This window comes from Micrococcus sp. KRD026, assembly GCF_017168445.1.
GTDB lineage: Bacteria > Actinomycetota > Actinomycetes > Actinomycetales > Micrococcaceae > Micrococcus > Micrococcus luteus.
On record NZ_JABFBA010000023.1, the window covers coordinates 193,193 to 214,400 of the forward strand.

15 protein-coding genes and 4 pseudogenes are annotated in these 21,208 nt (G+C 68.1%); 6 read left to right on the forward strand and 13 right to left on the reverse strand.

The genetic code is table 11. The features are described 5' to 3' along the window. On the reverse strand, nt 1-1,232 hold a 1,232-nt coding region (gene rmuC, locus J1M40_RS08530; RefSeq protein ID WP_206450709.1), incomplete at its 3' end, for a DNA recombination protein RmuC. A gap of 65 nt (nt 1,233-1,297) precedes the next feature. After that, entirely contained in the window at nt 1,298-1,735 is a 438-nt protein-coding gene (locus J1M40_RS08535) for a hypothetical protein (RefSeq protein WP_051995311.1), read from the reverse strand. Between the two features lie 56 nt (nt 1,736-1,791). Between J1M40_RS08535 and J1M40_RS08540 the strand changes: the two genes are divergently transcribed. Beyond that, nucleotides 1,792-2,325 carry an O-acetyl-ADP-ribose deacetylase gene (locus J1M40_RS08540; protein WP_206450702.1) on the forward strand — a complete coding sequence of 178 codons (534 nt, stop codon included), beginning with the start codon at nt 1,792-1,794 and terminating at the stop codon, nt 2,323-2,325. A 95-nt stretch (nt 2,326-2,420) separates the two neighbouring features. Then, the gene (locus tag J1M40_RS08545) at nt 2,421-2,897 is read left to right on the forward strand and encodes an Hsp20/alpha crystallin family protein (protein WP_041104345.1); all 477 of its coding nucleotides are present in this window, start codon (nt 2,421-2,423) and stop codon (nt 2,895-2,897) included. 98 nt (nt 2,898-2,995) lie between these two features. Here J1M40_RS08545 and J1M40_RS08550 read toward each other — a convergent pair whose 3' ends face one another. The 3 genes from J1M40_RS08550 to betT all read right to left on the reverse strand — a co-directional run bounded on the left by J1M40_RS08550 (nt 2,996) and on the right by betT (nt 8,285). Then, complete coding sequence (locus J1M40_RS08550) at nt 2,996-4,591, reverse strand: GMC family oxidoreductase N-terminal domain-containing protein (protein WP_206450703.1); 1,596 nt, start codon at nt 4,589-4,591, stop codon at nt 2,996-2,998. A gap of 68 nt (nt 4,592-4,659) precedes the next feature. After that, nucleotides 4,660-6,147: an aldehyde dehydrogenase family protein gene (locus J1M40_RS08555; RefSeq protein ID WP_206450704.1), complete on the reverse strand. Its 1,488-nt coding sequence runs from the start codon at nt 6,145-6,147 to the stop codon at nt 4,660-4,662. Between the two features lie 14 nt (nt 6,148-6,161). Then, entirely contained in the window at nt 6,162-8,285 is a 2,124-nt protein-coding gene (betT, locus tag J1M40_RS08560) for a choline BCCT transporter BetT (RefSeq protein ID WP_206450705.1), read from the reverse strand. A gap of 430 nt (nt 8,286-8,715) precedes the next feature. On the opposite strand from betT, the gene ychF reads away from it, so the two are divergent. Together ychF and J1M40_RS12745 are read left to right on the forward strand one after the other, a co-directional pair. Next, nucleotides 8,716-9,801, forward strand: coding sequence for a redox-regulated ATPase YchF (gene ychF, locus J1M40_RS08565; RefSeq protein ID WP_100058129.1), 1,086 nt, complete (start codon nt 8,716-8,718; stop codon nt 9,799-9,801). A 990-nt stretch (nt 9,802-10,791) separates the two neighbouring features. Beyond that, a pseudogene (locus tag J1M40_RS12745) lies at nt 10,792-11,013 on the forward strand (transcriptional regulator); the annotation flags it as partial. A gap of 393 nt (nt 11,014-11,406) precedes the next feature. On the opposite strand, the gene J1M40_RS12750 reads toward J1M40_RS12745, so the two are convergent. Beyond that, nucleotides 11,407-11,745: a transposase gene (locus J1M40_RS12750; protein ID WP_240739683.1), complete on the reverse strand. Its 339-nt coding sequence runs from the start codon at nt 11,743-11,745 to the stop codon at nt 11,407-11,409. A 128-nt stretch (nt 11,746-11,873) separates the two neighbouring features. Here J1M40_RS12750 and J1M40_RS08575 point away from each other — a divergent pair, with 128 nt between their 5' ends. Together J1M40_RS08575 and J1M40_RS08580 are read left to right on the forward strand one after the other, a co-directional pair. Then, nucleotides 11,874-12,503, forward strand: coding sequence for a hypothetical protein (locus tag J1M40_RS08575; RefSeq protein ID WP_129866848.1), 630 nt, complete (start codon nt 11,874-11,876; stop codon nt 12,501-12,503). An 80-nt stretch (nt 12,504-12,583) separates the two neighbouring features. Beyond that, on the forward strand, nt 12,584-14,758 hold the full coding sequence (locus J1M40_RS08580) for a phage infection protein (protein WP_100057280.1): 2,175 nt from the start codon (nt 12,584-12,586) through the stop codon (nt 14,756-14,758). On the opposite strand, the gene J1M40_RS08585 is transcribed toward J1M40_RS08580, so the two are convergent. From J1M40_RS08585 to J1M40_RS08615, 7 genes and pseudogenes are all read right to left on the reverse strand, one after another. Further along, nucleotides 14,755-15,649 (reverse strand): IS5 family transposase gene (locus tag J1M40_RS08585; protein ID WP_119217896.1). Its coding sequence is split into 2 segments (ribosomal slippage): nt 14,755-15,291 and nt 15,293-15,649, totalling 894 coding nucleotides; the frame shifts between segments, so codons are not numbered across the junction. The genes J1M40_RS08580 and J1M40_RS08585 overlap by 4 nt on opposite strands. Nucleotides 15,650-15,837: 188 nt before the next feature. Continuing rightward, nucleotides 15,838-16,247: pseudogene (locus J1M40_RS08590) on the reverse strand (SCO1664 family protein); the annotation flags it as partial. A 1-nt stretch (nt 16,248) separates the two neighbouring features. Continuing rightward, nucleotides 16,249-17,403 (reverse strand): glycerate kinase, encoded by a 1,155-nt coding sequence (locus J1M40_RS08595; RefSeq protein WP_100057283.1) that lies wholly within the window; start codon nt 17,401-17,403, stop codon nt 16,249-16,251. Nucleotides 17,404-17,432: 29 nt separating this feature from the next. Beyond that, nucleotides 17,433-18,836 carry a GntP family permease gene (locus J1M40_RS08600; RefSeq protein ID WP_100057284.1) on the reverse strand — a complete coding sequence of 468 codons (1,404 nt, stop codon included), beginning with the start codon at nt 18,834-18,836 and terminating at the stop codon, nt 17,433-17,435. Between the two features lie 492 nt (nt 18,837-19,328). After that, a pseudogene (locus J1M40_RS12905) lies at nt 19,329-19,532 on the reverse strand (C40 family peptidase); the annotation flags it as partial. Next, nucleotides 19,531-20,061, reverse strand: coding sequence for an NlpC/P60 family protein (locus J1M40_RS12910; RefSeq protein WP_100057286.1), 531 nt, complete (start codon nt 20,059-20,061; stop codon nt 19,531-19,533). The gene J1M40_RS12910 and the pseudogene J1M40_RS12905, both read right to left, overlap by 2 nt. Nucleotides 20,062-20,244: 183 nt before the next feature. Beyond that, nucleotides 20,245-21,096: pseudogene (locus J1M40_RS08615) on the reverse strand (IS481 family transposase); the annotation flags it as partial. Nucleotides 21,097-21,208 lie beyond the last annotated feature (112 nt).

A 21,208-nucleotide genomic window follows, 5' to 3' on the forward strand; every position in this document is an offset into this window, starting at 1 on the left:
CGACGGCGCAGCTCGTCCTCCTCCACGCCCGTGACCAGTTCCGGGGCGGCCAGGGGTCGGGGCGCGGACTCGAGCGTGCGGATGTCCGGCGTGGGGGCCAGGCCCGGGTCGGCGTCGCGGAGGCGCCGGGCGGCGGGGAGCACGCGCGACTCGACGTTGCCGACGAGCTGGTTGTAGCGGTCCACGGCGGTCTTGAGGGAGCCGCCCATGCGGTCCAGGTGGGTGCCGAGCGTGCCGAGGCGCTCGTAGAGGTCCTTCGCGCTGGCCACCACAGTGTGGGCGTTCTCGGCCAGGGTGTCCTGCCGCCACGCGTAGGCCACGGACTTCAGGGCGGTCAGGAGGGAGACGGGGGCGACGAGCGCGACGTTCCGCGAGAACGCGTGGTCCAGCAGCCCGGGGTCCGCGTCCAGGGCCGCGGCCAGGAGCGACTCGGCGGGCAGGAAGCACAGGACCAGCTCGGGGGAGTGCTCGAGGCCGGCCCAGTAGGACTTCGCGGAGAGCTGGTCCACGTGGCGGCGCACGGCCGCGGCGTGCTGGGCGGCCAGCGCCTGGCGCCGCTCGTACGCCTCCTCGCCGGGCTCGTCCGCGAGGGCCTCGGCGGCCAGCGCGTCCCCGATGGGGGCCTTGGCGTCCACGGCCATGGCCTTGCCGCCGGGCAGGGACACCACGAGGTCCGGGCGGAGGCGCTCGCCGTCCCTGCCGGACAGCGTGGCCTGCTCCGTGAAGTCCACGTGGTGGAGCATGCCCGCCGCCTCCACGACCCGCCGCAGCTGCGCCTCGCCCCAGTGGCCCCGCGCGGAGGTGGACTTGAGGGTGGCCATGAGCGACGTGGTCTGGTTCAGCAGGTCACGGTCCGTGGCCGCGGCGGCGCGGAGCTGCTCCCCGAGCCGGCCGAACTGGGACGCCCGATCCCGTTCCAGCACGCTCACCTGCTCCTGGAGCGCCGCCAGCCGCTGGCCCAGCGGGGCGAGCGTGGACATCACCTGGGACTCCGCGCGTTGGCGTTCGGCGTCCTCGGCGCGCGCGGCCGTGAGCGCGCGCTGCTCCGCCCGGGCGGCCGCGAGCTCTTCTCGCGCCCCCTGGTGCTCGGTGCGCAGCGCGGCCAGCTCGGCCTGGGCCCGGCGGGCCTCCTCACCGCCGCCGGCCGCCCGGCGCCACATGAGCCACGCGCCCACCAGGGCACCCAGCACGAGTCCGAGGATGAGGGCGAGCAGCAGGCTGAGGATCTCCATGACCCCACCCTCGCAGGCCGCAGGGACACGTTAGGCGGCGGCGCGCCGTCGTCGGGGCGGGCGGCTCAGCCGAAGAGCGGGTTGGGGCCGTTGGCCACGACCTGCGGGTCGCCGTCGACGCGGGCGGCGATGCCCGCCGCGGCGACGCCGGGCAGATAGGGGAAGACCATGCGGGTCGAGGCCAGGGCGGCGGCGTCGAAGGCCTCCACCGCGACGGCCGGGCGGGGCCCGTCCGCCGTCTCGATCTCGCCGTCGAACACGGCCACCGCCCGCGTGGGGCGCGGGCTGATCTTCGCGACCGTGGCGGCCGCCTGCTCGGGCTCGAGGTCCGGGTGCTCCCACATGCCGCGCTGGCCGTCGGCGGCGACGGCGAGGATCGTCGGGGCGAACACGGACTGCCGGCCGAGCGTGTCGAACACGTGCTCCACCGCGAGGCTGATCAGCGGCAGCAGCTCGCCGCCGGGAGGCGTGGGGGTCGGTCCGGTGGGCGTCGGGGTGCTCATGGGGCCGAGGCTACCGGCCCTGTCCGACGGCGCCCACCCGTGCCTAGCGTGAGCACATGCAGCTGACCATCGCCCCCGGGGACATCACGGCCACGCACGCGGACGCCGTCGTCAACGCCGCCAACTCCACCCTGCTCGGCGGCGGAGGCGTGGACGGCGCCATCCACCGGCGTGGCGGCCCCGAGATCCTGGCCGAGTGCCGCCGCCTGCGCGAGACCGACCTGCCGGAGGGGCTGCCCGCCGGGCAGGCCGTGGCGACGACGGCGGGGCGCCTGCCCGCGCGCTGGGTCGTCCACACGGTGGGCCCGGTGTGGGCCAAGACCATCGACAAGTCCGACACCCTCGCCTCGTGCTACCGCGAGTCCCTGAAGGTGGCGGCCGGGCTCGGCGCCCGGACGGTCGCGTTCCCGGCGATCTCCGCGGGGATCTACGGCTGGCCCATGGAGGACGCGGCGCGGATCGCCGTCGAGACCTGCCACGCGATGGCGGACGAGGTGGGCGACACCGTGGACGAGGTGCTGTTCGTGCCCTACGGGAAGGAGGCGGAGACGGCGTTCCGGACCGCCCTGGACAGGGTTGAGCGGGGCTGACTCAACTCCGTGGAATACCCCGTGGGGGGACGGCGTTGCACAGGACAGTCGCCGCTCAACCGGAGCGGCCCGCCCTGCATGAGGAGTGATCGACCATGGCTCGTCCCATTGATCCGTTCCGCGAGATGGAGCGCCTGATGACCGGCTTCGCCCGCACCTCCGGCGCCGCCTCCATGCCCATGAACCTCTACCGCGAGGGCGACGTGTTCGTCGCCGAGGTGGAGCTGCCGGGCGTGGACCCGAGCTCGATCGACGTGGACGTCGAGGAGCGCACGCTCACCGTCCGCGCCGAGCGCAAGGAGGCCCCCGCCGGGGAGGACCGTCGCTGGCTCACCAAGGAGCGTCCGGCCGGCACCTTCGCCCGCCAGCTCAACCTCGGCCAGGGCCTGGCCCTGGACAAGATCGAGGCCGACTACAGCGACGGCGTGCTGCTGCTGACCATCCCGGTGGCCGAGCAGGCCAAGCCGCGCAAGATCCAGGTCAAGCACACCGGCTCCGCCGCCCAGGTGGAGGGCGAGGCCGTAGAGGGTGAGGCAGTGGAGGACTCCGCCGTCGAGACCTCCGGCGAGTGATCGCCCTCTGACGGAGCCGCGCGTGACCGGCGCGCGGCCCGCCCCCGAACGCAGAAGCGGCGGGCCCCCACCGGGGGCCCGCCGCTTCCGCGTGGTGCTCAGGCGCGGTCGGCCAGGATCAGCTGTGCCGCCTTCTCGCCGATCATGAAGCACGTGATGTTGGGGTTCACGGTCACGTGCTCGGGCATCACGGAGGCGTCGGCCACGCGCAGGCCCGTCACACCCTTGACCCGCAGGCGGGCGTCGAGCGGGCTCATGGGGTCGTCGTCGGTGCCCATGCGCACCGAGCCCACCGGGTGGTACACGGTGTTGTGGGTCCGCTTCACGTAGTCGGCGATCTCCTCGTCGGTCTGCACGTCCACGCCCGGGGCGAGCTCGCGGCCGGCCCACTCCGCCATCGCCGGCTGGGAGACGATCTCCCGGGCCAGCCGGATGCCGGCCACCGCGACGGCCATGTCATGACCCTCCGGGTCGGTGAAGTAGCGCGGGTCCACGGCCGGCTTGTCCCGGTAGTCGTTGGAGCGCAGGCGCACGGCGCCGCGGGACTTGGCGTGCGTGACGTTGGGGGTCAGGCAGAACGTCTCGTCCGCCGTCGGGTACCCCTGCCGGTAGGTGTGCATGTCGAACGGCACGGAGCCGTAGTGCATCATCAGGTCGGGGCGGTCCAGCCCCTCCTTGGTGGGCGAGAAGATCCCGATCTCCCAGTACTGCGTGGCGTCGCGGTACATGGGCTGCTTGGACTCCCAGGAGATGACCGCCTCGGGGTGGTCCTGCAGGTGGGAGCCGACGCCGGGGGAGTCCACGCGCACGTCGAGGCCGTGCTCGGCCAGGTGCTCGGCCGGGCCGATCCCGGAGAGCATCAGCAGCTTGGGCGTGTTGATCGCCCCGGCGGAGAGGATGACTTCGGCGCGGGCGTGGATCTCGGCCTGCCGGCCGTGCCGGTCCGCGACGTGCCGGACGCCGTAGGCGCGGCGGTCCTCGTCGACGAGCACCTCGCTCACCCAGTGGTCCGTGAGGATGTCGAGGTTCTCGCGGTCGAGGATCGGGTGGAGATAGGACACCGACGACGACGCGCGGGTGCCGTCCTGCTTGCGGTTGATCTGGAACCAGTTGGCTCCCTTCACGACGGTCTCGCCGGTGTTGAACGTCGTCGTCGGGATGCCGGCCTGGGCGGCGGCCTCGAGCAGGGCGACGCCGGTCGGGTCGTCGGCGGGCACGTCCATCAGCTCGACGGGGCCGTCGTGGCCGTGGTGATCGCCCTCGGCCCGGTTGTTCTCGAGCTTCTTCACCAGCGGCAGGGTGTGCTCGGCGCCCCAGCCGGTGGCGCCCATCGTCTCCCACTGGTCCAGGTCCTCCCGGGGAGGCCAGAACGCGATGCAGGAGTTGTGGGAGGAGCAGCCGCCGAGCACCTTGGCCCGGGAGTGGCGCATGAAGGAGTTGCCGTTCTCCTGCGGCTCGATGGGGTAGTCCCAGTCCAGGCCGGACTCGAGCAGCTCGGGCCACCGTCGCAGCTCGAGGACCTCGTCCAGGTCCACGTCGGTGGGGCCGGCCTCCAGCAGGGCGACGGTGATCTGGGGGTCCTCGGACAGGCGGGCCGCCAGGGCGGCCCCGGAGGAGCCGCCGCCGACCACGATGTAGTCGTAGACGGGCGTGTCGGGCTGCGGGGTCGAGGCGTCGGGGGTGGTGGTGGTCACGATCCGGGGGTCCTTTCGGTGGTCACGGGTGGGCGCGGGGTCTGGCCCCGCGCCCACGGGGAGGGGGCTCAGCGGCGGTCGGCGAACCAGCCGGTCACCGCGGGCTCGGTGTTCTGGTAGATGTGCTTGTGCTCCACGTACTCGCCCAGCCCGGTGGGGCCGAGCTCGCGGCCGATGCCGGAGGCCTTGAAGCCGCCCCACTCGGCCTGGGGGAGGTAGGGGTGGTAGTCGTTGATCCACACGGTGCCGTGGCGCAGGGCGCGGGAGACGCGCTGGCAGGTGCCGGCGTCGGAGCTCCACACGGCCCCGGCGAGGCCGTACTCGGTGTGGTTGGCGATCTCGATGGCCTCGGCCTCGGTGGAGAACGTCTCCACGGTGATCACCGGGCCGAAGCCCTCCTCGATGACGGCGGGGTTGTCCCGGTCGCAGCGGTCCAGCACGGTGGGGGCGTAGAAGAAGCCGTCCTTGTGCTCCTCGCCGCCCCAGTGCCCGCCCACGCGCAGGCGGGCGCCGGCCTCGACGCCGCGGCGGACGTAGTCCGTCACCTTGTCCCGGTGGGCCGCGGAGATCAGCGGGCCGGTCTCGGCGTGCTCGTCGAAGGGGCCGCCCATCACGATGTGCCCGGCGCGCTCGACGAGGTCGTCCACGAAGCGCTCGGCGATCGACTCGTGGACGATCAGGCGCGTGCCGGCCGAGCACACCAGGCCCGAGTCGGTGAACGCGGCGTTGAGGGCGTTGTCCAGGGCCGCCTCGTAGTGGGCGTCGGGGAAGATCACGTTGGGGTTCTTCCCGCCCAGCTCGAGGGCGACCTTCTTCACGGTGCCGGCGGCGGCCTGGGCGATGGTCTTGCCCGTGGCCAGTCCGCCCGTGAAGGAGACCAGGTCCACGTCCGGGTGGGAGGAGAGCGGCTCGCCCACGGTGGCGCCGGGGCCCAGCACCAGGTTCGCGACGCCGGCCGGCAGGCCCAGCGACTCGAGGGCGCGCATCGTGAGGATGGCGGTGTGCGGGGTCTGCTCGGCGGGCTTGAGCACGAAGGTGCAGCCGGCGGCCAGGGCCGGGGCGATCTTCCAGGCGGCCTGCAGCAGCGGGAAGTTCCAGGGGGTGATCATGCCGCACACGCCCACCGGCTCGGTGACCACGCGGGACAGGACGGTCGGGTCGCCGGCGTCGACGAGCCGGCCGGGGTTCTGGTCCGCGATCTTGCCGAAGTAGCGGAAGCAGGCGGCGATGTCCGCCATGTCGCCCTCGGCCTCCACGAGGCGCTTGCCGGTGTCCAGGGCCTCGGCGCGGGCGAACTCGTCCCGGTGCTCCAGGATGTGGTCGGCCAGGCGGATGAGCAGGTCGCCGCGCTCGGCGGCGGGGGTGGAGGGCCAGGCGCCGCTGTCGAAGGCGCGGCGGGCGGCGGCGATCGCGGCGAGGGTGTCCTCGCGGGTGCCCTCGGCGACGACGCCGACCTCGGAGCCGTCGGCGGGGCAGTGGATGGTGCGGGTGCCGCCGTCCGAGGACGGCACCCAGGCGCCGTCGATGAACTGGGTGGCGGTGGGATCGGTGGTCATGGGGATGGTGCTCCTCACGGGTGGGTGGGATCGGTCTGGGAGGCGGGGGCGGCGTCCACGGCCGGCATGGCGCCCGTGGCGGGCGAGCGGTCGGCGTCGCCCCACTCATCCGGCACCTCGGACTCGAGGCGCTCGGCGAGATGGGAGTCCTCGCCGGTCATGGCGAGGAAGGTCAGGTGGGCCTCGTAGTCGTCCAGGACGTCGGCGCACAGCTGCTCACGGCTGTAGCCCAGCACGTCCCGGCCGCGCGAGCCCTTGGCGGAGAACACCTCGAGCTGGAAGTGGGTGTCCTGGGCGACGCTGAGGCTGCCCGCGAAGCCCGGCACGGGGTAGGCCACGGGGTAGACCTGGTACTTGAAGTCCTCCTGGCCCTCGAAGGTGACGGTGAGGTCCACCCAGGGCACCCCGGACTCGGGGTGGACGCCGTGGGTGACGGCGGCGTCGGCGTCGTGGCCGCGCAGCTCGGCGGCCACCTCCTCCAGGGCGGGGCCGACCTCGCGCTCGATGTAGGCGGCGGCCTGGCGGGCCGTGGCGAAGTTCATCCGCCGGGCCAGGCGTTGGCGCCAGGTGGCGCGGCTGCCGGAGTCGCGGGCCTGGCCGGCGAGGACGGCGGGCAGGGCGGCGGTGCGCGAGTCCATGGCCAGGGACTCGGAGTGCAGCACCCGCCACAGGCTGATCATCACCAGGTACAGCAGCACCGAGAGCGGCAGGCCCACGATCACGGTGGCCTTCTGCAGGGTGTAGACGCCGTCGATGAACAGCATGGACAGCGTCAGCAGGCCGGTGATCACCGCCCACGTGATGCGCAGCCACGGGGCGCCGTCGGAGTCCTCGACCGAGCCCTTGGAGGTCATGTTCGCCATGATGAGCGAACCGGAGTCGGCGCTGGTCACGTAGAAGAACAGGCCGGTGAGCACGGCCAGGCCGATCAGGAACGTGGAGCCGGGGTACTGCTCCAGGAGGCTGAAGAAGCCGGCCTCGGGGGAGTTCACGGCCTCCTCCAGCAGGGCCTGGTCCCCGCCGCGGAAGAAGCCGATGGCGGCGTTGCCCATGACGGACACCCACAGCAGGATGAACGCGAAGGGGATCAGCAGCACGCCCGTGACGAACTCGCGCAGGGTGCGGCCGCGGGAGATGCGCGCCAGGAACAGGGACACGAACGGCGCCCAGGCGATCCACCAGGCCCAGAAGAACAGCGTCCAGTCGGACATCCACTGCTCCGCCGGGTAGGCCGCCGGGCCGTCGGTGTAGGCGAAGGTGCGCAGGAGCATCGCGGGGAACCCGGCGAAGAAGTCGCCGATGTTCTGCACCAGGGCGTTGAGCAGGTCCGTGGTGCGGCCGGTGAACAGCACCCAGGCCAGGATGACGACGGCGAGGTAGACGTTCAGCTCGGAGAGGCGGCGGATGCCCTTGTCCACGCCGGAGACGGTGGAGACGATGGTGATGCCCACCGCTAGGGCCATGAGGGCGATCTGCACGCCGGTGCTCACCGGCACGTTCAGGATCAGGGCGAGGCCGGCGTTCAGGAAGACGACGCCGATGCCCAGGGAGACGGCGATGCCGAAGATGGTGCCGACGGTGGCGCCGATCTCTGCGGCGTGGCCGACTGCGCCGTGCACGCGGCGGCCGAAGATGGGGGCGATGGCCGACCGGATGCTCAGGGGCAGGTGGTAGCGGTACGCGAAAAGCCCGAAGGCCATGCCCATCAGGGCGTACATGGCCCACCCGGGGATGCCGTAGTGGAAGATCGTCCACAGCGGGGCCATGCGGGCGGCCTCGTCGGACATGGGCGGCAGGTCCGGTGGGGTGAGCAGGTTGGTGGCCGGGCCGGAGGTGGCGAAGAACATCAGGTCCACCCCGATGCCTGCGGCGAAGAGCATGGCCGACCACGAGAACAGGTTGAACTGCGGGACGGCGTGGTCCGGTCCGAGCCGCACGTGACCCAGGCGGCTGAGCGCCACGACGATCACGAAGACGACGACGATGCCCGCCGTGAGCACGTAGTACCAGCCGAAGCTCTCGGCGATCCAGCTCACCGTGGCCGAGATGACGGAGTCTGCCTGGGCGGGCAGGAGCATGGCCCAGAGGGCGAAGCCGACGACGATGCCCGCGGTGCCGGCGAACACCGGCCAGTTCACGGGGGAGTGGGCGGGTCCTCCGGCGTCGGGGGGACCCGGTGGCCCTGCGGTCTCGGCTGTCGTCCTCTGTTCGGCAGACACAGGTGTGCTTCCTCTCGTCGGGGTCAGGGCTGCCCGCCCACCCTACAGATCGGTCATGTGGGCGGGGCTGCGTGCTGGGCGGTGCGGGTCCCTGGGTGCGGGTCCCTGGGTTCCGTGGGGGCGGGGGCTGGGGTTGCCGGGCCCCGTGGCCGCTGGGCCTCTGGGTTCCGTGGGCAGAAGAGCGAAGGTTTCTGCCCCCGGAAGCGAAAACCCTGCCGGTTCTGCCCCCGGAACAGGGGAGAGCGCGCTTTCTGCCCACGGAGCGGGCGGGGCTGCCGGTTCTGCCCACGGAACGGGGCCGGTGCGGGACGCCTCCGCCGCGGTGGGCCCGCCGGTAGACTGCCGGACTGTGGCTTTGACTATCGGATTCGTGGGACTGCCCAACGTGGGCAAGTCGACCCTGTTCAACGCGCTGACGCGCCAGACCGTGCTCGCCGCGAACTACCCGTTCGCGACGATCGAGCCGAACGTGGGCGTGGTGAACCTGCCGGACGAGCGGCTGCCCCAGCTGGCCGAGATCTTCGGCTCCGAGCGCATCCTGCCGGCCACGGTGTCCTTCGTGGACATCGCCGGCATCGTCAAGGGCGCCTCCGAGGGGGAGGGCCTGGGCAATCAGTTCCTGGCGAACATCCGTGAGGCCCACGCGATCGCCCAGGTGGTGCGCGCGTTCGACGACGGCGACGTCGTCCACGTGGACGGCAAGGTGGACCCGGCCTCGGACATGGAGACCATCAACACCGAGCTGATCATCGCGGACATGCAGACCGTGGAGAAGGCGATCCCGCGCGTCGAGAAGGAGGTCAAGGGCAAGAAGAAGGAGCCCGCCGACCTCGAGGCGCTCAAGGCCGCGCTCGCGGTGCTGGAGCGGGGCGAGACGATCTTCGCGGCGAAGGACAAGGACAAGCTGGACATGGACCGGCTGCGGGAGCTGAGCCTGCTCACCGCCAAGCCGTTCATCTACGTGTTCAACTCGGACGAGGGTGTGCTGGGGGATGAGGCCAAGCAGCAGGAGCTGCGCGATCTGGTGGCCCCCGCCGAAGCCGTGTTCCTGGACGCCAAGCTCGAGTCCGACCTCGTGGAGCTCTCCGAGGAGGAGGCCGCCGAGATGCTGGAGATGGCCGGGCAGGACGAGTCCGGGCTGGACCAGCTGGCCCGCGTGGGCTTCTCCACTCTCGGCCTGCAGACGTACCTGACGGCGGGGCCGAAGGAGACGCGAGCGTGGACGATTCCGGTCGGCGCGACGGCGCCCGAGGCCGCCGGCGTGATCCACACCGACTTCCAGCGGGGTTTCATCAAGGCGGAGATCGTGTCCTTCGAAGACCTGATCGCTGCCGGCTCTATGGCGGAGGCCAAGGCCGCCGGCAAGGTGCGCATGGAGGGCAAGGACTACGTGATGAAGGACGGCGACGTGGTGGAGTTCCGCTTCAACGTGTGAGCCCTTCGCGGTCGTTGAGCGAGCGTAGCGAGGCGAACGCGCTTATATCGGCCGGATTGCTGCGCTACATGTGGCCTTCTGTGCGCGCGTAGAGATATCTTGAGCAAGTGCCAACTATCCTGCCTGAGCGGACGATCGATTCGCTCTTCGCCTTCGAAGTGCTCGCGGCGTTGCCAACGGCAAAGGTCTACTCGCCAGCTAACAATGCTGGGCCAGGAACGCCAGACCACGTGGTCACAGTTTCATCTGGATCGATCGTGTTCGAGCTCAAGACGTTGTCTTCTGGTACTGCCACGGGGGCTCCGTGGTACGTGGACGTGCCCCGCACCCAGTTGAGCAGCTACGTAGGAACGGCGGCGAATGTCACCTACGTGTTGCCTGCTGAGCCCGCGAATCGGTTCATGCCATGGCTGCGTGCCTGTACTACAGATCCTGACTCCAGGGGACGGTGCCAAGCGTGCTACGCGAGTTCGACAGCAGGTGACGCGGCATCCCGGCGACGTTGGTCCGGGATACTCCCGAGGTGGCAGTCGGAACCGCCCGAAGTGCAACTTCAACCGTGGTTCAATCACTGGGCATGGTGCCTGCCAGCGTCAATGCTTGATGCACATCTCAGGGCTAAGGGCACGACGCCGGGCACGGCTAGGTCCTGGCATGTTTCGGCGCAGGATGCAGCGTTGGGCAGCCTCCCCGGCGCAGTTCGGCTCTGTCATCTTCTTCAGGGCCTTACTGCCTTGAGCGCGTCGACGCCTCCTGGTCCTGGCGGTGTCGATGGCGACAGCGGCGACGGGCCATCACCGGAAACCGATCTCCCTGATTTCGGGGATGGGCGCGTTGAAAACGCTGACGGCAACAACAGCCCATCTGATGGCACGAGTCGAATCGACCTCGAGGTGTTCCAGTGTCCTGAGGACACTGAACTGATCCAGGCCGAGGAATCGCATCTCGTTGTCGTGTCGGCGTAAGGCTGTCATCGAGCCGCGAGGAGCGCGCACCAACGTCTCCAACCAGCCGCCCTGCCTGCGCGGCCGCGGGATCGTCGTCGCAGGGCCGAAGGGTCAGCAGATCCGTTACAAGACCGCAGCTCCTCACATCGCCGCCGCGCTCACCGCTCTGGTTGACGTCACCCTTGCCGTCGACCAGAGCGTGCCGTGCATCGGCCTCCGGCGTACGGTCCCGGGCTGCTGCGACATCGAAGGAGCCATGCGATGAGCGACGAGTGCTGCGGTAATGACGAGTCAAGCCGACCGAAGGAAGGGGTCCGTCGTGCGCGCCTGGAGTAGATCGGTGTCGTGCCAGAGGTTGGCAGCTGTGGCGACGTCGTGGAGTTCCGCTTCAATGTTTAAGAAACGGCATGTCAGACCGTACTTTTGAGAGCATCACGACTTCTGCTTCTCCCTGATTGCGACGTGAGCGGGGGACAGCTGTGGAACCGGCTCTCATCAGGTGTTTTGCTCGACGGGGTGCGGTGCGCGGATGTTCGGGTCAGTGCTCGGCCGCCGGAAAAGCTGCCGGGTCGAGCGGGCAGATCTGCGTCCTGCCGTCGCTCAGAGCGTCCCGTGCCTGACTCAAAAAGTCGGCTTGTCTCAAAACGGAAGTCCTCACTCAAGTGGGTCCCTCCGCCAGCGTTTGGGTGATCTCGTCCCACTGGGAGCTCGCGATCAATTGGTTGTGCCGGCGCAAGGCGGTCTGCCATGACCCGAACTCTGCTGGGAGCTCGCGCCACGTGATGCCAGTGCGGGTCTTGTAGAAAGCCGCGTTGACGATCGTGCGTACGTCAGTGCGTGGCCGCCCGCGGCGAGGGCCTTCTTCAGTGCGAACGATGTGCTTGATCCAGCTCCCTTGTTCATCTGTGAGTTGTTGATAGTCGGGCTGGAGGCCCTCGGTGACACTGCTGTCGGCATCAACTTTCGCCTGGTCATCGATTCGCACGGCTTTGACCACGCCGCGGATGACGGCGCATTCGGTGCATGGGACGATTGGCTCTCCTGGATGGCGTCAGAGCGTGCCTGAAGCTGACTATGGCGGGGCCGATGTCACTTCGGAACTTGCTCGCTGGCATGATTGGGATCGTGGCCTTGGAAGACGAACCCGTCCTCATCGATGCGCTCGTTGAGTGGCTAATGCCGCCTGATCTCGTGGCGCGACCCAAGGCCGAGCAGCTTGCCGTCGGCACCGCGCTGCTCCACCGGCTGAAGGGAGCTCTCGCCAACGATCCAGAATCACTCACCCGTCAGATGTCCCGGCGGCAGGTCAGCCCGGAGCTCCCGCAACTCATCGGTGAGGTTGTCATGGCGGCGGCCTGGGCCGAGGATGCCGCTGGTACCTTCCTGCAGGCGATCTCGGGCGACTGGGATACGCGGGCAAGAGGTTACGACGACACCAGCTCACGTCTCGTCAAAGCCCTCCGAGACACGGCCCCGAAAGCGCTCGTCGACCGCTTGGAGGTAGCGCTTGAGCTCCGCCACTTCGTCGTTCATGGCGTGTGGGTCAACGGCGCGTTCGTCAAGAACCCGGACACGGGCGAGCCGTTCGACTTCGTGTCCATGAAGCGCGGGTACCGGACAGCGGCCCCGGCGAGGGACACTAAGGCCTTCATGAAGTCGGCCCTGAAATGGCTCTCCCGCGAGTTTTGGGAAATTGAAGACGAGCTCGAGACGCTCCATTCCGAGGTGCTCTTCGGCAATGGTATGCCTGAGTAGGCGGCCCCAAGGTGCTGCTGCCGGCAGTGGCTCATCCTGTTTATGCCGCGCGGAGCCCGTGTGCACCGTAGTCTGTTGGCATGAAGACGCTTAAGGTCGAGCTGACCAATTGCCACGGTATCCGATCGTTTGACGCGACGCTGGACTTTGGAGACCGCAACGCAGTGGGTATCTACGCGCCCAACGGCACGATGAAGACCTCCTTCGCCCGGACGTTTAAGGACTTCGCCACGGGCAAGGAGACGACCGACCGAGTCTTCCCTGACCGGGAGTCCTCTCGCTTGATCACGGACGAGAACGGCCAGTCGCCAGACCCCCGCAGCGTCGCCGTTGTCCTGTCCTACGACGAGGAGCTCGGCCCGACGGAGTCGACCTCGACACTGCTCGTGAACCCTGAGCTTAGGAAGGAGTACGAAGAGCTCCAGGTGGAGCTCCTCGATGCCCGCGATGCCTTGGTCAAGGAGTTGAAGGCTCAGTCGGGTGCGAAACAGGACGTAATCTCGACGATCTCGAGGGTCTTCACGCAGAGCGATGACAAGTTCTACGATGCTCTCGTCCGCATTGCCTACGAGGTCGAGCAGCTCGAGGACACTCGGTTTGCCGACCTGCCCCACGATGTGCTCTTCAACGACAAGGTGGCCACCGCGCTCAAGGGTGCTGACGTCCAAGCCCAGCTGGCAGCGTATGTGACCCGGCTGAACCAGCTTCTCGACGAGTCCACGTTCTTCAACCGGAGTTCGTTCACGTACTACAACGCTGCGAACGTTACGAAGAGCCTCGGTGTCAACGGCTTCTTCACCGCTCAGCATTCGCTTCTACTGCACGGCGAGGACGAGCCCCGCCAGATCACGAGCGACGCTGACCTGCAGGCGCTGATCACCGAAGAGAAGAAGCGTATTAGCGATGATGATGCGCTACGCAAGAAGATGGAAGGTGTCGAGCGCGCCGTCCAGCGCAATGAGGACACGCGAAAGTTCTTCGAGTTCATCGCGAATCGCGAAGACCTCCTCCCGGAGTTCGCCAACGTCCAGACCTTCCATCAGAACGTCTGGATGTCCTATCTCAAGGCGCACGAGGAGGCGTACCTGCGCGTCGTGACGTGCTACAAAGACACCGAGAAGCGCCGTAAGGCTATCGAACAGCAGGCGGCTACCGAAAGCACCCAGTGGGACAAGGTCATTAAGATCTTCAACGAGCGCTTTTTCGTGCCGTTCACTCTACGCGCGGAGAACAAGCACCAAGTGGCCCTCGGCCAGGACTCCATGCTAAAGCTCGTCTTCGAGTTTAATGACGGCCAGGAGTCCGCCAGCGTCGAGCGGGATGACCTTCTGTCAGTGCTCAGCAACGGCGAGAAGAAGGCGCTTTACATCCTCAACGTCCTCTTCGAGATGGAAGCACGCAAGGCGACGGGTCGGGAGACGGTCTTCATCATTGATGACCTCGCCGACTCGTTCGACTACAAAAACAAATACGCCATCATCCAATACCTCAAGGAGATGGCTGATCACGCAAACTTCAAGCTGATCCTCCTCACGCACAACTTCGATTTCTTCCGCACGCTTCTTAGTCGAGGTGTCGTTGGCTACAACAGGTGCTTTATGGCGCAGAAGGGCGAGGGGAAGGTCTCGCTGAACCAAGCCAGCCACGTGAAGAACCCATTCATCTATGGTTTCAAGAAGAACTTCTTTGGCAACGGCATGCAGCGTATTGCTTCGGTGCCGTTCGTGCGCAACATCCTCGAATACACCAGGGGTGAGGATGACCCCGACTACCTGAAGCTGACCTCGCTGTTGCATTGGAAGGCAGAATCGGCGAGCATCGACAACGCCGAGCTTGACCGGATTTTCAACGAGACCTTCCAGTCGAGCAAAAAGAAGAAGTGGAATGCTGGCACTAAGCCGGTTATCGACTTGCTGCTCGAGCAGGCAGAGGAGGCGCTCATCGCAGACGAGGCCATCAACTTCGAGAACAAGGTCGTGTTGTCCATCGCCACCCGCATTGTCGCGGAGCAGCATATGGTGGCCGTCCTTGACGACCCGACGTTCACGGATGGGATCACTGGGAACCAGACCCAGGCGCTCTTCCAGGCGTACAAGGGCCGGGGCCACGGAACCGACGAGTCACGCCGCATACTCGACGACGTCGTGCTCATGACGCCGGAGAACATCCACGTGAACTCGTTCATGTACGAGCCGATCATTGATCTCTCAGACGCGGCCCTGCGTGAGCTCTTCACTCGGGTGAAGAGCCTCTAGGGCGTGTCTGACAATCGTTTGGACCACGCGATCACCGCGTTCAGCACCACGGCGGCCCGGTAGACGGTGGAGTACTTGTCATACCGGGTTGCCAGCCCGCGCCACTGCTTGAGTTGGGCGTACTGGCGCTGGATGACGTTGCGGCCCTTGTAGGCGGCCGCGTCGAGGCCCACGGGCCTACCACCGCGGGGGCCGCGGCGTCTGCGATGGCCCTGCTGGTCGGCCGGCTCGGGGATGACCGCCTTGATCCGGCGGGCACGCAGGTGGGCGCGGATCGCCCGTGATGAGTACGCCTTGTCGCCCAGGAGCGCGTCCGGGCGGGTCCGGGGCCGGCCCACCGGGCGGGCCACGTGCAGCTGCCCCAGCAGGGGCAGCAGCATGGGCGAGTCTCCTGCTTGGCCGGCGGTGATCAGGCTGACCAGCGGCAGCCCGGCCCCGTCCACGAGCTGATGGATCTTCGTGCTCAGCCCGCCGCGAGAACGTCCGATGCCGTGATCGGCCGGCTCTTCACGCGGATTCTTGTAGTTCGATCCATCCCCCTGTGTGGCGGGTGGTGTTCGTGGCGTGCTGGTGAGCGCGGGCGATCGTGGAGTCCACCGAGACCGACCAGTCCACCAAGCCCTGCGCGTCAGCGGCGGCGGTCAGCTTTGTCAGCACCGTGTCCCAGGTGCCCTCGGCCGCCATCCGGCGGTGCCAGGTCCACACGGTCTGCCAGGGCCCGTAGACCTCGGGCAGATCCCTCCAGGCAATCCCGCACCGGTACCGGTTGATGATTGCCTCCACCATCGTGCGGGCATCCGAGAACGGCCGGCCCTGCCGACCGGTCCGGGTCGGGAGCATCGGGGCGATCAGTTCCCATTGGGCATCGGAGAGCATCTGGAAACGAGACATGCCTTTCAGGGTGTCAGCCGGCCCCTGGACTCATTGTCAGACACGCCCTAAGTCCGAGGTGCTCTGTCCCTCCTGGCTCACAACTATGGAACGCCGCAGGGGAGTCGGCTCGCCTTGAGTCACGTGATGGGCGACGGACGCGGTGACCCTCGGCCTTCCTGGCCCGCCGCACTCAGGGCCCCTTCAGCTCAGAACAGCGGCCAAGGCACGGTCGGCGTCAGCCCGCTCGGGGCAGGGCAGATTCCGTCGTCGAACAACTGGGTAAGCGTTCGGCAAGGGCGCCGATCTCGTCGGCACTGAGCAACTCCCCGAGCCTTCGCCCCAGCTCGCCGTCGAGCTCCGCGACTACCCGGCCGACGCCGTCGCGCTCCTCCTCGCTCAGCGCCTCGCCCAGCCATCCCCACAGCACGGTCCGCAGCTTGTCCTGCACGTGGAACGTGAGCCCGTGGTCCACCCCGTACCGGTGACCGCCGGGCATGGCGAGGATGTGGGCGCCCTTGCGGTCGGCGTTGTTGACGATCACGTCGAACACCGCCATGCGGCGCAGCGCCACCGAGTCCTCGTGGGCTAGGACGAGCCTCCGCCCGTCCTCACCCTCCTCACCGTGTGAGCCCGGCGGGGGAGCAGGCCATCACCAGCCGCCCGACGTCGCGGGCGGTCGCGGTCAGGTCCTCTGCTGTACGGCGGATCGCTGTCGCCAGGTCCTGGGGCCCGCGGCCAATGGGCACGATCGCGGTGATGCCCTCGTCGTAGAGGGTGTCCGCGTCCTGCCCCACGGAGCCGGTGAGGACGATCACCGGGATCGCACGGCCGGCTGCGCGCACGGCCTGGGCCACGCCGACCGGCACTTTCCCGGCCAGGGACTGGCCGTCGATGCGCCCCTCCCCGGTGATGACGAGGTCAGCGGTCTTCACGAGGTCGTGGAAACCCGCCGTCTCGAGGACGACGTCGATACCCGGCTTCAAGGTGGCCCCGATGAAGGCGTGCAGGCCACCGGCGAGACCCCCCGCCGCTCCCGAACCGGGGAGCGCATCGATCACGACCCCGAGGTCTCGCTCGATGATGCCCGCGAGATGGACCAGTCCGGTGTCCAGGCTCGCCACTGATGCAGGATCCGCCCCCTTCTGGGGGCCGAACACGTGGGCTGCACCCTGCGACCCCGTGAGGGGGTTGCTGATGTCACACATCACCTCCACGTCGACGTCGCGGAGCCGGTCTCGTGCCGGGGTGGAGTCGATCCGCGCAATCCGGGTGAGGGTGTCGCCGGTCGGGACGAACTCCTCACCTGCGGCGTCGAGGAACCGGACGCCGAGGGCCGCGGCAGCGCCCGTGCCGCCGTCCGTCGTCGCGCTCCCGCCGGCCCCGACGATGACTCTGCGCGCGCCAGCGGACACCGCGTCGAGGATCTGCTCGCCGACCCCGAACGTCGTGGCCCGCCCCGTGTCCTCGCGTCCGGAGGCGAGAGGAAGGCCGGCACATGAGGCTGTCTCCACCACCGCCACGTCCGGCTCGACCAGTCCGTAGTGGACGGGCACGCGTTCGCCGTAGAACACCCCGCAGACGGTCGCGGATCGCAAGGCGCCCCCTGCGGCAGCCACGAAGGCCTCGACGGTGCCCTCCCCGCCGTCGGCGATGGGCACCACGAGAACCTCGGTGTCGGTGACCGACGCGAGACCCGTCGCGATCGCGGAGCCCGCCTCCCGCGACGACAGGGCCCCCTTGAACGAGTCCGGGATGACGATGATGCGCTGCACGCGTGGATCTCCTGAGTCAGGTGACGGGGTCAGACGAGGACGAGGCCGAGGATCCAGATGAACACGATGGAGGTGAGTCCCATCAGGAGCGTGACCATCGTCTGGGTGCGGTAACCCTGCGAGGGCGTCATGCCGCTGAAGTTGGTGACCACCCAGAAGTACGAGTCGTTGGCGTGGGAGACGGTCATGGCGCCGGCTGCAATGGCCATGACCACGAGCGCGCTGGCCACCGGGGTCTCGAAGCCCAGTGCGGGCATCATCGGGAAGACCATGGCCGACGTGGTCGTGAGGGCCACGGTGGAGGAGCCCTGCGCGGTCTTCAGGACGGCGGAGACGAGGAAGGGGAAGAACAGTCCGATGACCGACAACGGCGCAGCGTTGCTCTCGATGAAGGTGACGAGGTCGGTGGCGGCGATGACGCGCCCCAGCACACCGCCGGCCGCCGTGATGAACAGAATGGGGCCGACGACCCGGAGGGTCTCCTCTGTCAGGTCGTAGAACGTCTCGCCACGGCGCACGCTGAACAGCACGCCGACTGCGCAGAGGGTGCCGACGGCGAGCGCGATCATCGGCGTGCCGAGGAATCGGGCGAAGTCACCCGCGGGGCCGGTCCACTTCTGGACGGATGCGAGCGAGCCGAGAGCCATGAGCAGGATGGGGGCGATGATGGGCGCGAAGGACGCAGCGGTCCCAGGCATCCGCCCGTAGGACCGGCGAAGCGCGTCGTAGGCCGCCTCCAGCTCATCCGTATCCTCCGTGCCGGTCTCCTCAGGGGAGGTCACCCGCTTGCCGATGTAGAGGGCGTACAGGTACGCGACGAGGAGTGCGGGGATCGAGACGAGGACGCCGAGGCCGATCACCAACAGAAGGTGGTCGCCGATGCCGAGGTTCTGGGCCGCTGCGATGGGCCCCGGGGTCGGCGGGATGAAGACGTGCGAGGTGTACAGGCCTGCCGCCAGGGCCACGGTCATCGCCACGGGTGACGCCCCGGTACGACGGGCCAGGGCCTTGCGGATGGGGTTGAGAATGACGAATCCGGAGTCGCAGAACACGGGGATGGAGACCACCCAGCCCATGAGCTGCATGGCCAGGACGGGGTAGCGCTTGCCGACGACCCTCACGAGCGCATCGGCGATCCTGAAGGCGCCGCCGGTGCGCTCCAAGATGAGTCCGATGAGCGTGCCCAGGATGATGACGATGCCGATCGAGGTGAAGATCCCGGAGAATCCCTCCCCGATCACGTCGGCGATGCCCTTGACGGGCGCTTCCCCTTCGGCGCCGGTCGACTTCACCAGCGGTATCCCACCGATGATCCCCAAGGCGAAGGCGACGGCCATGATCGAGAGGAAGGGGTGGATCTTCCATCTGGAGATCATGACGATCATCAGGGCGACGGCGAGGATGAAGACGAGCAGAAACGGTATTCCAGTCATCGGAAGTCCTTTGTGCGGCAGGGGATTCTAGCCAGACTAGGGCGTGTCTCCCTTATGCGCGTAGCCAGGTGAAGATGGCGCAGAGGGTGACGGCGGCGCGGTAGGTGAGCTAGCTTGTCGTAACGAGTGGCCAAGCCGCGCCATTGCTTGGCTAGGGCATGTCCCGAGCCACCCTCTACCGACGCATCCGCGCCATACCTGCTGCAAATTAGCGCTCTTGGCGCTGCCCCATCGTCTGCAAGCGACAACAGGGGAGGGGGAGCCATCCAGACTTGTGTCATATGACGCCCCATCACCGGAAGGACCACCGGACGGGGCCGACGGGACGCGGCCCAAGGGATGTCAACGTTCGTCCACGTGAGCTGCTGGCGTGTCCGGTGGGGGGTTCGGTCAGCGGGACAGCGGGGTGGGCACGGTGGCTGAGGTCTCCTGAGATCGAACGGCCCCGAGGCTTTCGTCTTGCGGGGCCGTCCCGGGGTGGTGGCGTGCCGTTCAGTAGCGGGCGGTGGTGCCCATCATGTTCCAGGGGCTGTAGTCGACAGCGGTCACGGCCACGCCCATTTGCGGGTTGCGGGCGTGGGCGATCTGGCCGTCGCCGATGTACATGGCCACGTGGTAGATCCCGGAGGCCGAGCCGTTGTTGGACCAGAAGACCAGGTCACCGACCTGGAGGTCGTCCAGGGAGACGTATTGGCTAGCGGCCGCATACTTGGGCCTTGGAGTTCAGAGGCAGCTCAATGTCGGCCTGCGCGAACGCGTTCTGAATGAAGCCGGAGCAGTCGTAGCCGGTCGGGCCATTTCCACCCCAGACGTAACCGACGCCCGGATCGGCAGCCTTGGCCGTAGCCCACTGCACGGCCGCCCCCCAACCAGTACTACTGGAGGAAGCGGTGGAGTAAGAGGCCCGCTGGATATCCTGGGCCGGCTCACTGCTGGTCGCGGACGAGTGCGTGTGAACCCTGGAAGAGCGGGACGTCTCGGCGGCGGTACCGCCCTCCCACGTACAGGAATTAGCAGTGGAGCCGCTGGGCGCGGAGTAGGCGCCCTCGTTGGCTGCGGCCGGGCCCATGCCGGCCACCGTGGCTCCCACCACGGTGGTCAGGCCTATCGCACCCATGGTGAGGGAACGGCGGTACTGGGAACGGCGGGCTTGTGCTTCAGCCTCGATGCGGGCACGGCGGGTGGGGGTAGGACATGGGTTACCTCGGTAGACATTGGCGTACATTTTCTGGACTTTTTCCACGGCCTCCTAATTCCGCGTCGAGCAAGTTATCACTTAGTCGAAATGGTCCGTGGCCAGAACGTTATGCAACAATGCGGATTCGTGATCTGGCCGCAACTTGCCGGAGTGCCAAGTTCCGAGCCGATTCAGGGTTGAGCCGGGCCCGGAAAGGCCGTCATTTCGAGCCTAGCTGTAGGAGGGCATGACGTTGTTGACTCGTGCCGGGGCCAACGAGGCCGGCGGGGCGTCTCCGCAGGAGGTATGAGGCCGATGGTAGTTGTAGTGGTTCACCCACACCTGCAGGGCCTCACGCCGAGCTTGCTCTGAGGTGTAGGGGCGGGCGTAGAGGACCTCGTCGACCATCAGCCGGTTGTACCGTTCGACCTTCCCGTTATGGCGCGGGGTGTATGGGCGGATCCGGTGGTGCCGGCCTCCGAGCGAGACCACCTTCCGGGTGAAGTCCGCGGCCCGGTAGTTGTTCCCGTTGTCCGTGACCACCCTGTCGATCCGGATGCCGTGGGCGGCGAAGAACGCCCGCGCCCGGCAGAAGAACCCGATCGTGGTCACCGCGCGCTCGTCCTCCAACGCCTCGGTGTACGCCAGGCGGGTGTACCCGTCGATCGCCGAGTGCAGGTAGGTGTACCCGACCCGTCGGCCAGGCCCGCGCTTGGCCGCTCGCGCGTTCTCGGAGTCCCGGCCGTGAGCACGCCAGCCGCCCCCCTCGGGGATGCGCCCGATTTTCTTCACGTCCAGGTGCACCATGTGCCCCGGCCCGCGGGCGGTGATCCTCTGGGCCGGCTGTTGGCGCAGGTCTTCTCCGGCCGGGGTCAGGTCCCGTAGGCGGGAGATCCCGAGTCGGTGCATCCACCTCCCCACGGTGCGCAGGCACAGCTGGTGGCCTTCGGAGACGAGGTGGTGATGGATGCGTCGGGCGGACCATTTGCGCTCCCGCCGCAGGGCGTGGATCTGGGCGACCAGGACCGGATCGAGCTGGGCAGGTGAACGGTGCGGCCGGCTGGGCAGGTAGTTGAGTCCCGCATAGTGGTGTAGCGCCCGGTGGTCGGGCGTGTCGTCTCAGACGTGGACGCGGCCACCGTGTGATCCGTCGAGTCAACCTTCCACAGAATCCTCGAATGGAGTCATCACGATG

Excerpts from the sequence above, each read along its gene's own strand:
- J1M40_RS08535 (WP_051995311.1), bottom strand. The coding sequence starts at position 1,735 with ATGAGCACCCCGACGCCCACCGGACCGACCCCCACGCCTCCCGGCGGC.
- J1M40_RS08540 (WP_206450702.1), top strand. The coding sequence starts at position 1,792 with ATGCAGCTGACCATCGCCCCCGGGGACATCACGGCCACGCACGCGGAC.
- J1M40_RS08545 (WP_041104345.1), top strand. The coding sequence starts at position 2,421 with ATGGCTCGTCCCATTGATCCGTTCCGCGAGATGGAGCGCCTGATGACC.
- J1M40_RS08555 (WP_206450704.1), bottom strand. The coding sequence starts at position 6,147 with ATGACCACCGATCCCACCGCCACCCAGTTCATCGACGGCGCCTGGGTG.
- J1M40_RS08580 (WP_100057280.1), top strand. The coding sequence starts at position 12,584 with ATGAAGACGCTTAAGGTCGAGCTGACCAATTGCCACGGTATCCGATCG.
- J1M40_RS08600 (WP_100057284.1), bottom strand. The coding sequence starts at position 18,836 with ATGACTGGAATACCGTTTCTGCTCGTCTTCATCCTCGCCGTCGCCCTG.
- J1M40_RS12910 (WP_100057286.1), bottom strand. The coding sequence starts at position 20,061 with ATGTACGCCAATGTCTACCGAGGTAACCCATGTCCTACCCCCACCCGC.